The organism is Photobacterium sp. SKA34 (assembly GCF_000153325.1).
Taxonomy (GTDB): Bacteria; Pseudomonadota; Gammaproteobacteria; order Enterobacterales; family Vibrionaceae; genus Photobacterium.
On record NZ_CH724144.1, the window covers coordinates 140815 to 156404 of the forward strand.

The window sequence follows — 15590 nt, forward strand, 5'->3', positions numbered from 1 at the left end:
CTAGTAAAAAAGAGGTTAGTTGAAGCTTCATGAAATAGTCCTTAAGGTTAGTCGTCACCATTAAAGATATTTAACCGCACTTTATTACTAGAGGTGTCAATGGTAAGTAAATGATATAGGTCGTAAATATTTTTATGTATGTGAAGGTTATATTTTGCGTTAATTCACAAATATAGTTATATCTTTGTAGTTATGTTGACACTGATGCAGTGAGATTTTATTGTAATCTTGTTTTGGGGCTATAGCTCAGCTGGGAGAGCGCTTCGCTGGCAGCGAAGAGGTCAGCGGTTCGATCCCGCTTAGCTCCACCAAATTTTAAACCTCGCCATGTGCGAGGTTTTTTTATATTTAAATTTATCTATTAAAAAGAAAGCCCCGCTCAGTGTCGAGGCTCTTTATTGTTATAGCGAAATCTTAGAATCGCGCATTTACAATAGGAAATACAGGTAGGCTCTTACTGACGAAAGTACCAGACTTATCATAGTTAATCAGACCGATCTGAATACCTTTATTAATATGATCGGTTGCGTTCACTAAACCAAACTGTAGACCATTTAGTGTTCCTGCGTAGTTAAACGTACCGAACTGCGCACCTGTAAAGTTGCCTGCTGTGTAGTTTACGGCACCAAAATCAGCACCTTTCGCATTACCGTCATTCCAGTTTGCAAGACCAAATTCAACACCAGTCATCATCGAACGAGTACGGTTCACACCAAATGCTAGACCAAAGTTTAGACCTTTGAATGTATCAACATCTGAAAGACCTAATAGCGAGAAGTTTACACCTGTTACAGAAGCGGTATGCCCATATAAAGCATTTAAGCGAACACCTGTAACGTTACCTGCTGGTAGGTTTACGCCAGGTACTGAAAGCTGAACCGGTGTGTTAGCCATAGCTGCAGCAGGAGCAAGAAGAGCTGCAGATACAATAAGAGATGCTAATTTCATTTTCATAATAATATCCTAAACAAACGCATAACATGAGAGTTATGAAGTGTTGGCAGTATAGATACAAAACTTAAAAGAACAACGTTCAAATATTGTAACGTTATGTTTCAAATAATACGTTACATAAATCCATTTTATTGATTTAAAAAGTAAATGTTATTTTGGAATGATAATGGTTTAATTACCTTCTTTGCCTTACTGAGGGGGATGGCAACTTATAAATAGATTCACTAAATAAGAGCAATTTATAGTGATATAAAATTATGCTGAATATGAGATTATCAATACAGAATCTATATTGTAATGTTGTAAACGCCCCATGAACCCACGGGGCGATATTTGTTAGTGTTTGAGGTTCCAAGGTAGGAGTGCATCGATATCGGGCTCAGCTTTCGCGAGCTCTTTCATGCACTTGACCATGTAGTCGTAGAGGATAAGGCCGTTGGCTTTCGCAGTCTCGACGATGCTGTAAAGCATCGCACTCGCATCAGCACCATTTGGCGTGTTCGAGAACAACCAGTTCTTTCTGCCAATGACCAGCGGTTTAATTGCGCGTTCAGCGCGGTTATTGTCTATCGATAAGTGACCGTCATCGATATAGCGGATCACCTTCGGCCATTGGCCGAGCGTGTATTTTATCGCTTTACCCAGCGGGCTAGACGCTATCACTTGTTGAGATGTCATCCACTCGTACAACTCGTCCAGTATCGGTTTGCTATGCAGTTGACGTTCTGCTTTTCGTGTTTCGACAGTCGCACCTTTTAAGCGCGATTCTATCCCATAGAGCTTCTGGATTTTGGCCAGCGCTTTATCTGCTTTGCCTGACTTACCTTTACCTTGAAGCTTCTTAGCCTCCATGAACTTTCGCCGTGCATGTGCCATGCAGCCAACATTGGTGACGTGATAAAGACCATCATAGGCACCATAGCCATCGGTTTGTAGATAACCACTGTAATCCCCCAAGAAGGCAACAGGGCATGCCCTCGCGCGACTGTTTTGATAGTCGTACAAGGCAATATTCTTCACATTGGGGAGTGCGGCTTCTGGCGAGTCTGCGCCCGAGCAGTAGAGCCACATGTAACACTGTTTTTCTTCCTTGAGAACATTGAGTGGCGTTTCATCCGCCTGGAACACCACTTGTTGAAGTAGGTGCTCTTTTAGAGCGGCATAGAGTGGTTTGAACTTCTCACTAACTTGGATAACCCATCTGGCATAGTGGTTCGTGATAGCTCGATCCCGACTGGGTAAACAGCGACTCTTGGCGGTAAAGTGGCATCGCGTACTGGTATTTGCCAAGAATGATGTTGGCAAGCAAGCTTTCTGTGGCAAAGCTCTTCGGGATAATGCTTTGCGGTGCTGGCTTTTGAACGATGTGATTGCTGTCTTCAGTTTGCTCGCACTGGCGGCAAGCATATTTAGGGCGAACATATTCCAGCACTTTGAGTACGGCTGGCGAAAACTCCAGCTTTTCACTGCTGTCTTCACCGATTTTATGCAGGTCATGATTGCAGCATGCACACTGCTTTTCATGGTCGTCTAAATCAAGTTCGATAACTTCACGAGGTAAGGTCTTTGGAAGAGGCTTACGCTTACCGCGTTTCTTCGTTGTGGTTGTGGTGGTCGTCGTAACCTCAACCTCTTCTTCCTTAGCGGCTTCACATTCCGCTTCGTTGAAGAGGTCACCTTGAGATTCATCGTAGGGCTTTAACGCCTCCGAGCGTTTTGCGAACTGGCGGTCGAAAGCCAGTTTGAGTTGCTCAAGCAGAGATTGACGCTCTTGTTTCCACTGAGATTCGCTGTGTTTTTGCAACGCCAACAACTCTTTCACCATCGCTTGTAGCTCGGCAACATCTTGGCTTTCTGGGTTGATATTTGGCGTCTTTTTCATGGCATTTATTATACTAAAGTCATGCCGTTAACGCTTGGTGGATATAGCTTTATTATCGATTAAGTCATTGTAAAATCGTTTATTTGAACGGGTTTATGGCCGATAATCGTGAAGCCAGAAAGCAGTCTATCAAGCTCGCATTGAGTCAGGGTAAACACGTCATTTTTCTCTTTTGACGGCCATTTATACTTGGCTTTTTCAAGGCGTTTATACCAAAGTGCAAAGCCTGTTTTATCCCAGTACAACACTTTGATTTTGTCGCGCTGTTTATTGGTAAACAGGAATAGTGCGCCGCTTCCCAAGGGTAAATCGGTGTCACTTTCGATAATCGCCGCGAGGCCATTGATGGACTTTCTAAAATCGACACTCTCACGATACAGATAAATATCTGGTGCACTTAGCATATGTTTCATGACAAGGCTCCAATGAGTTCTGCCAGGTAGGCAGCGGGCGTGCCTTGAGGAATACTCAGCTCAACGTCGTTGACAAAAAGTGTCATATTCGCGGTAGGTATTTGCGTCATATGGTAACGTGTTGTCTGCTCTACAACGTTTGCTTTGACGAAGCCGTTAGTCTGTGGTGTTTGAAGGTGTGTTAACTGTTGGCGTTTGGCATGAAACGTGGAAAGACTTAATCCGTGATGTTCACAAAAAGCACGTTGAGTGAGTTGGCTGGATTCATAGCACTCAAACAAAGTCTGCCATTCTTGATTGGTACGTCGTGTTGCCATTTTAAATCTCCTTTGGATTGGAGATTTGATCTTATTCTTCGAGTAAAGTGATTAGAATGCGGTGTTTATGGCACGCTTACATAATGTTACGACACTAAATCGTGTTGAAATGAAAAAAGGCTTAGCAATAAAAAATCGCTAAGAAATTGTAAAATATGGCTTTATCTGCTTAGGTCAAACCAATGGCCTTCCCTTAGGAGGAGATAAGTTACAAGACAGAGATGCGAAAAAACATTATTAAATAATAAGTTATAGTTTTATTATTTTTTATGCAGCACGATTTTTCTTACGTGTGTATTAGTGCTTACTAACAGTGTTTTTTTGTGTAGAAAATGGTGTCCCCTACAGGATTCGAACCTGTGTCTAAGACTTAGGAGGTCCTTGTTCTATCCAGCTGAACTAAGGGGACTTTGGAGGCTAAAATATTAACACATCAAATTGATAAAATCATCTTTATTTTCATGTAAGTATCAGAAAAAACAAAGCATTTTTATTCTTTTGTTACTGTGTTTTTTGAAGTGCTAAATAGAAGGGCTTTGCTAACAAAATAGTAATTAAACCATTATTTATTACGCTTTAATAATGAATATCTAATAAAAATAAGAGTAAAGAGTTCGATTTATCTTAGAAACTATTACTACATATTTTTATCTTTGGTAGATTGAATAATAGGAAATATAAACTCAACTTTTCAAGTCACAAATTCAAGGCTTTTACGGCTCTCATTGGCAACTGAAGTTTCATCAAGGGACTCCATGCCCAGTTTTTGAATTGGTCTAATATCAGGCTTCGGCAAACGAGCATATAATAAAAGACTATCGCTTCAAGATACTTTTCCCTAATACCTACCAATCCAAATTGAGTTGGCTGTCTAAAAAGGTAATGTCCAAATGTGAGTTAGCAATATCAGCTAACTTAATGTGATTAGATGTTACATTTTGTGTTTGATTTAGCCAACTTTATTTATAATATACTGATTATAATTTCAATATTTATTCATAATACTGAGTGCCTTTCTTATATAACTAACGAGTAATCACAGCGGTACTAAGTCATATCTTGACTGCGACGAAGCATGGCTTCTGCTCGTTCTGCTTCTTGTTCTGTCAATATCTTTTCATGAGCTTTAAAAAAAGGAAGATATAAGAAATAGGCATTAACCATAGCAAAAAGCACCATACATGCATTAATCAAACTTCCATTTGCTGCCCACGTAGCGCCAATTGGAGCTGGAACAGACCAAGGAATCATGGTAACTATCCGGTCTAATATTTGAGCCGAAGTTAAAAACCATGCAATGGTGGCATTTATGAGTGGAACCATTACAAATGGAACTAGAAATAAAGGGTTCATGATTATTGGGAAACCAAAAAGAATGGGTTCATTAATGTTAAATAATGAAGGAATAAGTCCAACTTTACCCACTGATTTTAGATGATTAGAGCAACTTTTTATTGCTAAATAAACTAATGGAAGCGTAGAGCCGACACCACCAATCAAAACAAAAAAATCCCAAAAAGCTGGCAAATAGATATGAGGAGGAACTTCGCCACTAACTTTAAGTGCCGCCTGATTTTCTAATAAATTCGACATCCAAAATGGGTTCATAATACCTGTAATAATTAACGCACCATGAATGCCCATGAACCACAGTAATTGGCACACTAAAATTGAGATCAATACAGCAGCTAAGCTATCTGAAGCAAGTACAAGAGGTTGGAATATTGCTTCAATTAATTGTGGAAAATGCACCCCAAAATCAGACTCCATCCAGGTATTAAAAATTGAAAGAGAAGTCAGAACAACAAAGATTGGTACCATCAATTTAAAACCTTGAAGCGTCAAAATAGGCACATCATCAGGCATCTTCACATACCAGCCTTTACTGATAAAAAAACGAACGACTTCGATAGAGTACATACTTGCAATAATCGCTGAAAATAGCCCTGCACCACCAAGATATCGAATATCTTCAGGTCCAAGGTTATGGAAGCCGATCAACATTAAAAATGCCATGCATCCTGTTAACCCTGATAACCGCACGGGAAGTTGATAATGTTTCGCCAAACTAGCAGAAATGCCAAAAGACACAATTAACCCAACCACTCCTAAAGAAAGCTGATAGGTTGGCAATAATATTGGTTTCAACGCATTAGCAATATTGAACCACCAAATCGAAAGATTTGAATCAGCATTTGCAAATGGAGGGAAGATGATAGGTACAAAGATACAACCAACAAAAATAAACGGCATCGCTAACTGAAAGCCATCCCTAAGCGCCATTAAATGCTGACTACGGGTCAGTAACTTGGCGACGGGATTCATGACCTGCTCAACTTGAGAAGCAAATATTCTTATAATTGAATGGTTCATTATTTAATACCGGTAATCGTAACACGGCAGAGAATACCGTAATAATGATCTGTTACGGAAACCGCTTATCCAAAATTGATGAGTTGCACACATTATTAAGCAATTTGGGCAATCATTTCTTATTTATCTCGCCATCTATCTAGTGAATTTAATCGTCCTGTATGTGCTTAAATAAAGTCATAAAGCATCGGTTAAGAGATAAAACTCACTTCAATAACGTTATCTTCATCACGAATTTTTCAGCCTCTGAGCTTTTCTTAGTGATCAAATTCACGAGTGCGCGGAAACCAATCGGAAACCGGTTTCCAAATGGTTTTCATGAGGGCATATTAATTAGGAACTCAAGAATCTGGAGAAACAAAAATGAAAAAAATTATGCTTTGCTGCTCAGCTGGAATGTCTACATCAATGCTTGTTAAAAAAATGGAAGCATCTGCTCAAGAGCGTGGAATCGAGGTCACTATTAAAGCGTTTGGTGCAAGCGAGTTTAATGAGCAGGTCGGTAGCTATGAAGTCGTTTTACTTGGCCCACAAATTAAATATATGCAGACAGATCTACAAAAAGTTGCAGACCAATTTGGCATCAAAGTTGAGCCGATTAACATGATGGATTATGGCATGCAAAAAGGTGACAAAGTACTGGACTTTGCACTTGATATTATTGGCTAATCGATTTGCGTTTTTGCACCTGGTTCGGTACAGGTTGTGTAGTATCTACATGATTATTATAAATATATAAAGATAAATATAGTACCGGAACTCTTTCACTTTTCTAATACGAGAAATAAAATAATGAGCGTTTTCTACGACAAAATGGTTAATGTTATTGAGCAAAAGGTGACCCCTATTGCAGGTAAGATTGGCCAACAAAAGTACGTCACATCAATACGTGATGGTTTCATCGCTGCATTACCTTTTATGATTGTTGGTTCATTCATGTTGGTATTCATATTTCCTCCTTTTTCACCTGATTCAACTTGGGGTTTCGCTCAAGCTTGGCTTGGGTTTTCTGAAGCATACCGTGACCAATTGATGCTGCCATTTAACCTTAGTATGGGGATTATGACGATCTTCATATCCGTTGGTATAGGTTCGAGTCTCGCCAGGCACCATAACCTTGACCCAGTCACTACTGGCTTATTAGCGTTAATGGCATTCTTACTCGTTGCTGCCCCACTTAAAGACGGCACAATATCTATGCAGTACTTCTCAGGGCAGGGGATTTTTACTTCGATCATCACGGCCATCTACGCAACCGAAGTTTATGCATTCCTCAAGCGGAATAACATCACAATTAAACTTCCACCTGAAGTTCCGACTGGTGTTGCTCGTTCATTTGAAATTCTGATCCCAGTACTAGCGATTATTCTTACGCTTCACCCTTTGAATATTTTTCTTGAATCGCAGACAGGCATGATTCTACCTCAAGCGATCATGGCTCTAGTACAGCCTCTTGTCGCTGCATCAGATTCATTACCAGCGATTCTTCTCGCTGTATTTGTTTGTCAGATTTTATGGTTTGCTGGTATTCACGGTGCATTAATCGTAACAGGTATTATGAACCCGTTTTGGATGGCTAATCTATCGGTAAATCAAGCTGCTATGGCTGCTGGTGAAGCGGTACCTCATATTTTTCTTCAAGGTTTTTGGGATCACTATCTTCTGATTGGTGGTGTTGGGTCTACGCTACCACTTGCATTCTTATTGATGAGAAGTAAAGCAGTGCACCTAAGAACTATTGGTAAACTGGGTGGTGTCCCTGCAATCTTTAATATTAATGAACCGATCCTATTTGGCGCACCAATCATCATGAACCCGGTGTTCTTCCTACCATTCATATTGATCCCAATGATCAATGCAACATTAGCTTGGTTTGCCTTAGATTTAGGCTTAGTAGAGCGAGTGGTATCTGTCACGCCTTGGACAACGCCAGCACCTATTGGAGCATCATGGGCAGCTAACTGGGCATTTAGCCCTGTCATCATGTGCTGCATCTGTATGGTGGTGTCAGCAATTATGTACTTCCCATTCTTAAAAGCTTATGAAAAAACCTTGTTAGATCAAGAAGCCCTTGAAAACGTTAAGCAAAAAGAAACTGAAGGTCAGTCTGTTACTGCCTAATCAAAGCCTATCAAATTAAATTAATTTATCGAGGGTAGTTACTTGCCCTCAATTAAAGGTAACCGTTATGAATTATCAATTTCCAAAAAACTTCCGCTGGGGTAGCGCCGCGTCTTCAACTCAGACAGAAGGGGCTTCATTTGAAGGGGGAAAAGGTGAAAGTATTTGGGATCACTGGTACAAAGAACAACCAAACCGTTTTCACAACGGTTTATCGTCAACGATAGCTTCAACGTTTTATAAGAATTTCAAGTCTGATATTCAGTTAATGAAAGAAATCGGCCATAACAGCTTCCGTACGTCGATCTCGTGGGCGCGTTTAATTCCTAAAGGAACTGGAGAAGTAAACCAAGAAGCCGTCGATTTTTATAATAAAGTCATCGATGAGCTTATCGCACAAGATATAGAGCCATTTATCTGCTTATACCACTTTGACATGCCGATGGCGATGCAAGAAATTGGTGGTTTTGAAAACCGTAAGGTACTTGATGCGTATGAAAATTTTGCTGAAGTGTGCTTCAAGCTATTCGGTGATCGAGTGAAGAATTGGTTTACTTTTAACGAGCCAATTGTTCCGGTTGAGGGGGGGTATTTATATGACTTTCATTATCCAAATGTGGTTGATTTTAAACGTGCAGCCACCGTCGCTTATCATACGATTCTGGCTCACGCAAAAGCCGTTGTAAAATTCCGTGCGCTTGGAAAGAATGGAAGTATTGGAATTATTCTCAATCTAACGCCTTCTTACCCTCGCTCGCAAAATCCTGCGGATTTAAAAGCAGCTCACATCTGCGACTTAATGTTTAATCGTAGTTTTTTAGATCCTGCGGTTAAAGGTGAGTACCCACAAGAACTTGTCGAGATACTTAAAGAGCATGGTCAAATCCCAGTAATTGAAGAGGGTGATTGCGAGTTAATCGCACAAGGAAAAATCGATGTTCTAGGCGTAAATTACTACCAACCTCGACGAGTAAAAGCCAGGGAGAACGCTGTTCACCCAGAAGCACCATTCATGCCTGAACACTTCTTTGATTATTATGAAATGCCTGGGCGCAAAATGAACCCACATCGTGGCTGGGAAATCTATGAAAAAGGCATTTATGACATATTGACCAACATTCGTGAAAACTACGGTAATTTGCCTTGTTACATTTCAGAGAATGGCATGGGCGTTGAAGGGGAAGAAAAGTTCCTCATCGACGGTCAGATTCAAGATGACTATCGCATCGATTTCATTCGCGAACATCTCAAATGGTTGCACAAAGGGATTGAAGAAGGCTCTGCATGCTTTGGTTATCACTTATGGACTTTTATCGACAACTGGTCTTGGGCTAATGCTTACAAAAACCGCTACGGTTTCTATCAACTTGACTTAAAAACTCAACAACGCTCAGTGAAAAAGAGTGGTGAATGGTTTGCAGAAGTATCAAAAAATAACGGTTTCTAATTACTCATAGAATTGAATTAACCAAATTAATCTAACTAAAAGTTGAGTTACTCTACTTGTGGGCTCAACTTATAAGGAATATAAATGGAAAACATTGACTTAGAAGAACAGGTGATGGGTATTATTATCAATGCAGGGCAATCACGCAGTCTTTGTTACGAAGCACTTCGTCATGCAAAAAGTGGCAACTTCTCAGAGGTGGATAGTTTATTAAAAGAGGCTCAAGAATTTGCCAATCAAGCACATCTTGTTCAGACAAAGCTTATTGAAGCCGATGAAGGAACTGGCAAAACAAAAATGACCTTAATAATGGTTCACGCACAAGATCACTTGATGACATCAATGCTAGCAAAAGAACTGGTCACTGAGATGATTGAACTTCACAAAAAAGTGGCAAAACAAGCGGCTTAAAAGGCACAGTTTTTCTTATTCCTTTCAAGTCTACGCTTTCATTATTGCTGTACGATAACGCCATCGAAATTTGGTAAATGTAGATGGCGCCTTATTTTTTCAAAGACCTTAATCCATAAAGATACTTCCATTAATACTTTTGATAACTTGAGTGATAACATCATTAAATAGTAGAATTATGAAAATGTTGGGAACCGTTTTCCCATTTAGAAAGTTTAAGTGTAATAAGGTTAGATTTCATGGCAACGATTACAGATGTCTCTCTATTAGCCAATGTGTCCAAAGCGACAGTTTCACGCGTGATGAGTGGTAGTCGAGGAGTAAAATCTGAAAGTCGTGAAGCAGTGCTACGCGCTGCTGAAGAGTTAAATTACCGACCAAATGCAGCGGCACAAACTCTTGCTAATCAACGTTCCGATTACATTGGTGTCATCCTCTTTTCGAGCGATGCTGGGCAGGTTTCAACTTATTTACCTCTATTGGCTAAATCACTTAAAGCAAAGGGTAAACATATGCTGGTTCAATTTGCTGAAACGCAAGAAGAGCAAGCTAGAGTAATCGAAGATCTAAATCAACGTCATTGTGATGCGATTATAGCTATAGGTTGTAACCTTTCACATATTAACAGTGATAAAATAATTTCGATTGACGGCAAGACTGCTTCTGATGAACAGTTTATTGGTTATGATTATCGATTTGCAGCAGAGAGCGCTTGCCGATTTTTGTCGAGTAAAGGGCATACAAGTATTGCTATCGTTGTTGACGACGAAAATATAGCATCTAAGCAGGTGCTTGAAGGCTACAAAACTTGTCTACAAAACTCTGCAATTCCTGTTAATCGACAATTAATCGTCAGTGCAAACGGAAATAGCGAGCAAGCTATTATGGCTTTACTTAATAGCTATCACCCTTTTACTGCTATCGTAGTTATGCGCGATAGCCAAGCCGCTGTCGCTATGAATCTATTTCGTAACTTTAATCTAGCGACACCAAGTGAAGTTTCAATTGTATCGCTGGAGGGTTCTCAACTTGCAAGTCAGCTTAACCCACCTTTAACTTGCATAAACTATCCATCAAAGCAGCTCGTTGATATTGCAATGGAGCAACTTGACTCTTGTTTACAAGATAGAGTCATGGTGAGTAAACCATTGGTCAGTGGAAGATTGATCACTCGTGAGTCAGTAGCGAACCGAAGTTAGCCATATTCAAATACCGTTTTATTCAACTGAGCTTTTACATATAAGAACATTTAATCGTTTGATAAAAGCACACACATTTACGAATCATAATATCTATTGCTAAACAACATGGATTAAGCTGATTTTTTAAATCTGGCAGTTCGTATAGTTAATAATCTTTCAGATAAAGAAAAGCTATTTCGAGAGGCAGTAGTTCTGGATCAGCTTTTACAAATGAAGTATTGGGGAAGCTGGTGTCATTATTTTTATTAGCAGGGAAAATACTAGTTGCTTCCTTAGGAGGGGCTAGTCTCTGTGTAGTGGCATAGTGAATTTGGTCACTTAGTTAGAGGTGATATCATCACTTCATACGTTAACAGGTGACACTATGACAAATCGTACAAGACGACTATTCAGCGCAGAATTCAAGCTCGAGGCTTCACAGTTAGTGATTGATCAAAATTACTCAGTGGCAGAAGCCGCCCAAGCCATGAATGTGGGTAAATCCACGATGGATAAATGGGTTCGTCAGCTTAAACAAGAACGACAAGGCAAAACGCCAAAAGCTTCGCCTATGACCCCTGAGCAAATAGAAATTCGGGAATTAAAAAAGAAGTTAGCTCGTCTTGAAGAGCATAATGAAATATTAAAAAAAGCCACGGCTCTGTTGATGTCGGACTCACTGAACAATTCTTGATGATCAAGAAACTCAAGCAGAGCTATAGCGTAAAAACATTATGCGAAGTCTTCAATGTTCATCGAAGTAGTTATAACTATTGGCTAAAGCGTCCAACAGCGATTAGGGCGGAAACAGTCAAACTTCGCAGCTTAGTTAGTGAGGCCCACGCAGCAAGCAACGCCTCTGCGGGAGCGAGGACTATTGCAGATATAGTCACAAATCAGGGTTTAAAACTGAGCCGATACCGAGCAACAAAACTCATGAGAGAGCTTGGTTTAGTCAGTTGCCAACAGCCAAAGCATCGATACAGAAAGGCTTCTCAAGAACATGTTGAGGTTCCAAATCACTTGGGCCGACAGTTTGCTGTTACCGCCCCAAATGAAGTTTGGGTTGGTGATGTTACGTATATTTGGACAGGAAATCGCTGGATGTATTTAGCGGTTGTTATTGATCTTTTTGCCCGCAAAGTGATTGGTTGGTCGATGTCTTTATCACCTGATTCCAGTCTGACAGGCAAAGCTCTTTCAATGGCTTATGAGTCGCGTGGTAAGCCGAAAGGCGTCATGTTCCACAGCGATCAAGGTAGCCACTATACAAGTCGAAAGTACCGTCAATTACTGTGGCGTTTTAAGATAAAACAGAGTTTATCTCGCCGAGGAAATTGCTGGGATAATGCACCAATGGAGCGTTTCTTTAGAAGCTTAAAGACCGAATGGGTGCCAACAGTGGGTTATCGTAGTTTTGCTGAAGCTCAACAAGAGATCATCCGCTACATTATCGGGTATTACTGTCAACTCAGGCCGCATCAATATAATGGCGGCCTAACTCCCAACGAATCAGAACGATTATATTGGGAAAACTCTAAAACCGTGGCCAATTTTAGTTGACCACTACACTGCCTATTCATCTGAGCTAAGGAAGCATTTGAGAATTATAAGGTATATTTTTAAAAATATAAGAGAATACTCTTAACGTCGCGTTTGCTTGGTTAGTAAATCTCCAGGTTGAATGCTTGCTGCTAATTCTGTTTGATTAACAATAAGTTCTGCTGACTTTTCATAAACGCGATCAACGGTTAAGCTAATTTTTGTATCAACCATACGATTCCGTGGTATACCTTTTTGGTCAATAAACCCTGCACTATGCCAAAGTTTTAATTTATCACCTTGTTTTACACCATGAACACGACCAACGTTCATTTGTGCGACATTATTATGGATGTTGATGATTTCAGGGAGGCTTGCTCGGCAAGAGAGCGCACTTTCAATATCGAGCATCATATTTTGGCTGATCCGTTGAATGCTCTGTCCATAAGGTGAAACCCAAAAACGTGCTGATTTGGTATCTACATGGCTTGAACGAGAAAACGGCCATAACCCAATTTCACGGTAGCTATTTTGGTAGATGATCTCGCCTGTTTTACCGTCCATTATTTCCAGAGAAACCGCAAACTGGCGATTGACTTGATCTTTTTTAATAAATTTTTCATCAAGGGTGGCGGTCAAATCTGTTATTTCACCACCAATTAAATATTGCGCATCGTGATCTTCAGCCAGCATCGTCATTGCTGATGCTTGGGTTGCACTAAAAGGGACGGTTGTTTTACCAGTAACAATAAAGCTTTGTGAACGTTTTTGAATTTGCTTTCCGAGTATTGAAGCGAAATCAGTGCCTATTTTATAAACGCTACCCATGGCTGCTTGTTGTGGCTCAGTAATTGAAAAACTGCCTAAAAGAATGCCTTTTTTATACTGGGTCTTGTGGCAACTTTTTGCCGATGGGTAAATATCGACACGGCTAGTGACATACATTTTGCCGCCTGCTTTTTTTTGTTCAAGAACCGTTACATTGCGTATCTCATTACCACTAAAACGGTATTGCTGTTTAGGCTCTGAGAAATAAGGTTTTAATGACGGAAGTGTCGCTATTTCACCACCCGCATGCTTCATCGCTTGATATACCGCATCTTCTAGTGCATTAACACGTGCTGTTTCTTCACTTTCTAAAATGACAGCTTCACCTGTTACTTCAACCCATTGGGCTGAGCTATTGCATGAAAAAAACAAACAAAGTGCACTTAAGCTGCGTAAAATTTTTTTATTCATAAAAGCCCATTTAGGTATGTTTTTTGCTTTTTAATAGTTCGATGAAAAATTGAATGCAAAGAGTGTTCCCAATTAGACTCTTGTATTAAAGAATTTAAATGTTCATACGATATAAAGAAAATAATATTTGAGGGCGGGTAAGTAATGAATAAGTGGATTGTAATTGTGTTGTCGTTAGCGATGACTGCTTGTGCCGCACCTCCGGTTTATAACGGTAAAGAGAAATATTCATCAGGCGCCTATTCTTTATCAGACACACCAAGACATACCGTTGATTATTTTATTGAAGGATTAGCTAATCAATTGGTAACGTCGAACCAATATTTAACGGCGAGTACGCCATTAGCAGTCACCTCGTTTGTTGATTTACAAGATATGACAGAAACTAACTGGCTAGGTAATGTAGTGAGTGAAAACTTCATGTACCAAATGCAGCAGCGTGGTTTTACAGTGGTTGATTATAAGTCAACAGGAGTAATTAAAGTGACCCGTAGTGGCGATTTTAGTATTAGTCGCAACTGGAAAGAATTAGCGTCGCAGCAACCTGTTGATTATGTACTAACAGGTACAATGCTGCGTCAAAGTGGTGGGGTACTCATTAATGCACGAATTATCGGCATGCGTTCAAATGTCGTTATTGCAACAGCACAAGGTTTTCTTCCCGCTGAGCGTATTGGTCGAGATTTAGATTTTATGAATAAAATTCAGTTACGAAATGGGGTCATTATGCGTACAGATGTGCGTAATCGTCCTGATAATAATGTAATTTTAAAGCCTTAAGGAAGTAACAATGAAATATTATGTGGCTTTAGCTGCTGCGATGTTATTACTGTCAGGTTGTACTAATACAACGTCAAGCAGTACATCGGTTCCGGGCCCTGACTTAACCAAAAGTAAAGATGTGATCCAAGCGGTAGGATATGCCTCAATTAGTGAGCAAAAAGGGCGTACAAAAGAAGAAAAAAGTATTCGTGCAATGCGCGCTTCTAAGTTAGATGCTTACCGCGAATTATCAGAGCAAATTTATGGATTACGCATCAGTGCAACCACATCGCTTGATGATCAGCAATTAGGGTATGAAAGTACGGATGGCGCAGTAGATGGTGTTATTCGTGGGGCAAAAATTATTCGCAGTTATCCTGTCGGTGACAGTTATGTTACTGAAATGGAGTTAAATATTGGTTTGATGGAACGAATGAAGCAACACGGTGAAGTACTTCATGTGCCGAATAAACAAGAAGTCATGTTTTAACGATTACGCTTTTAGGTTGGTACCTAATGAACGAACATTTTGTGCGATACCACCACAATTGTAGGTCATTTGGTGCCGCCCACGACTTTGCTGGAATAAATTATTTAGCTTATGAAAGCTGAGGTGAGCGCGCTGTAATACTTCGCCATTGATATCATTATACTGTTGGCATTCTTTAACTAGATCTTGAATTGTACTCACTTGTGTCTGGTATTCGTCGATCTGTGTTAACTGGTCACGCTCTTCATGGGAAGACAATAAATAATCGTGTTGTTGAACTTTGTAGATCAGATCTAACTTCTCTTTGGCAATTTGTTCAATTTCTAATGCCTTGCGGCGAGTAATTGCCACTCTTTCTTGTTTGAGAAGATCGATTAAAGACAATAAGGTAGTTTGTTGAACTTCAAGCAGTTGACCAAGTGTCTGTTTCATTACGCTGATCTCAATTTTAGTATGCA

General features: G+C 40.0%; 14 protein-coding genes, 2 tRNA genes and 1 pseudogene. 9 read left to right on the forward strand and 8 right to left on the reverse strand.

Going from position 1 to position 15590, the window contains the following annotated elements:
- Positions 1–235: 235 nt before the first annotated feature.
- A tRNA-Ala gene (locus SKA34_RS16940) sits at positions 236–311 on the forward strand.
- Positions 312–414: 103 nt separating this feature from the next.
- Here SKA34_RS16940 and SKA34_RS16945 read toward each other — a convergent pair.
- The 6 genes and pseudogenes from SKA34_RS16945 to SKA34_RS16970 all read right to left on the reverse strand — a co-directional run bounded on the left by SKA34_RS16945 (position 415) and on the right by SKA34_RS16970 (position 5939).
- A complete protein-coding gene (locus tag SKA34_RS16945; RefSeq protein WP_006646740.1) occupies positions 415–954 on the reverse strand; it encodes a hypothetical protein in 540 nt (179 codons plus the stop codon).
- 336 nt (positions 955–1290) lie between these two features.
- A pseudogene (locus SKA34_RS16950) lies at positions 1291–2836 on the reverse strand (IS66 family transposase).
- 59 nt (positions 2837–2895) lie between these two features.
- Complete coding sequence (gene tnpB / locus SKA34_RS16955; protein WP_006643801.1) at positions 2896–3249, reverse strand: IS66 family insertion sequence element accessory protein TnpB; 354 nt, start codon at positions 3247–3249, stop codon at positions 2896–2898.
- Positions 3246–3566, reverse strand: coding sequence for a hypothetical protein (locus tag SKA34_RS16960; protein ID WP_004998436.1), 321 nt, complete (start codon positions 3564–3566; stop codon positions 3246–3248). The genes tnpB and SKA34_RS16960 overlap by 4 nt, the downstream gene beginning before the upstream one ends.
- A gap of 333 nt (positions 3567–3899) precedes the next feature.
- Positions 3900–3975, reverse strand: a tRNA-Arg gene (locus SKA34_RS16965).
- Between the two features lie 638 nt (positions 3976–4613).
- Positions 4614–5939, reverse strand: a complete 1326-nt coding sequence (locus SKA34_RS16970; protein ID WP_039860776.1) for a PTS sugar transporter subunit IIC — start codon at positions 5937–5939, stop codon at positions 4614–4616.
- A 363-nt stretch (positions 5940–6302) separates the two neighbouring features.
- Between SKA34_RS16970 and SKA34_RS16975 the strand changes: the two genes are divergently transcribed.
- From SKA34_RS16975 to SKA34_RS17005, 6 genes are all read left to right on the forward strand, one after another.
- Positions 6303–6608 carry a PTS sugar transporter subunit IIB gene (locus SKA34_RS16975; RefSeq protein ID WP_006646744.1) on the forward strand — a complete coding sequence of 102 codons (306 nt, stop codon included), beginning with the start codon at positions 6303–6305 and terminating at the stop codon, positions 6606–6608.
- Positions 6609–6731: 123 nt separating this feature from the next.
- Positions 6732–8060: a PTS sugar transporter subunit IIC gene (locus tag SKA34_RS16980; protein WP_006646745.1), complete on the forward strand. Its 1329-nt coding sequence runs from the start codon at positions 6732–6734 to the stop codon at positions 8058–8060.
- A 67-nt stretch (positions 8061–8127) separates the two neighbouring features.
- On the forward strand, positions 8128–9507 hold the full coding sequence (locus tag SKA34_RS16985; protein WP_006646746.1) for a glycoside hydrolase family 1 protein: 1380 nt from the start codon (positions 8128–8130) through the stop codon (positions 9505–9507).
- An 84-nt stretch (positions 9508–9591) separates the two neighbouring features.
- Positions 9592–9918 carry a PTS N,N'-diacetylchitobiose transporter subunit IIA gene (chbA, locus tag SKA34_RS16990; RefSeq protein ID WP_006646747.1) on the forward strand — a complete coding sequence of 109 codons (327 nt, stop codon included), beginning with the start codon at positions 9592–9594 and terminating at the stop codon, positions 9916–9918.
- Between the two features lie 239 nt (positions 9919–10157).
- A complete protein-coding gene (locus SKA34_RS16995) occupies positions 10158–11117 on the forward strand; it encodes a LacI family DNA-binding transcriptional regulator (protein WP_006646748.1) in 960 nt (319 codons plus the stop codon).
- 367 nt (positions 11118–11484) lie between these two features.
- A protein-coding gene (locus SKA34_RS17005; RefSeq protein WP_086004105.1) for an IS3 family transposase occupies positions 11485–12662 on the forward strand; the annotation gives its coding sequence in 2 pieces (ribosomal slippage) (positions 11485–11743 and positions 11743–12662; 1179 coding nt in all).
- Positions 12663–12743: 81 nt separating this feature from the next.
- Here the strand turns inward: SKA34_RS17005 and SKA34_RS17010 are convergent.
- Complete coding sequence (locus SKA34_RS17010) at positions 12744–13880, reverse strand: flagellar assembly protein FlgT (protein ID WP_006646749.1); 1137 nt, start codon at positions 13878–13880, stop codon at positions 12744–12746.
- Positions 13881–14024: 144 nt separating this feature from the next.
- Here SKA34_RS17010 and SKA34_RS17015 point away from each other — a divergent pair, with 144 nt between their 5' ends.
- A complete protein-coding gene (locus SKA34_RS17015; RefSeq protein ID WP_005370226.1) occupies positions 14025–14660 on the forward strand; it encodes a FlgO family outer membrane protein in 636 nt (211 codons plus the stop codon).
- Between the two features lie 10 nt (positions 14661–14670).
- Positions 14671–15132: an LPP20 family lipoprotein gene (locus SKA34_RS17020; RefSeq protein WP_006646750.1), complete on the forward strand. Its 462-nt coding sequence runs from the start codon at positions 14671–14673 to the stop codon at positions 15130–15132.
- Positions 15133–15135: 3 nt separating this feature from the next.
- On the opposite strand, the gene SKA34_RS17025 is transcribed toward SKA34_RS17020, so the two are convergent.
- Complete coding sequence (locus SKA34_RS17025; RefSeq protein ID WP_006646751.1) at positions 15136–15564, reverse strand: flagella synthesis protein FlgN; 429 nt, start codon at positions 15562–15564, stop codon at positions 15136–15138.
- Positions 15565–15590: the final 26 nt, after the last annotated feature.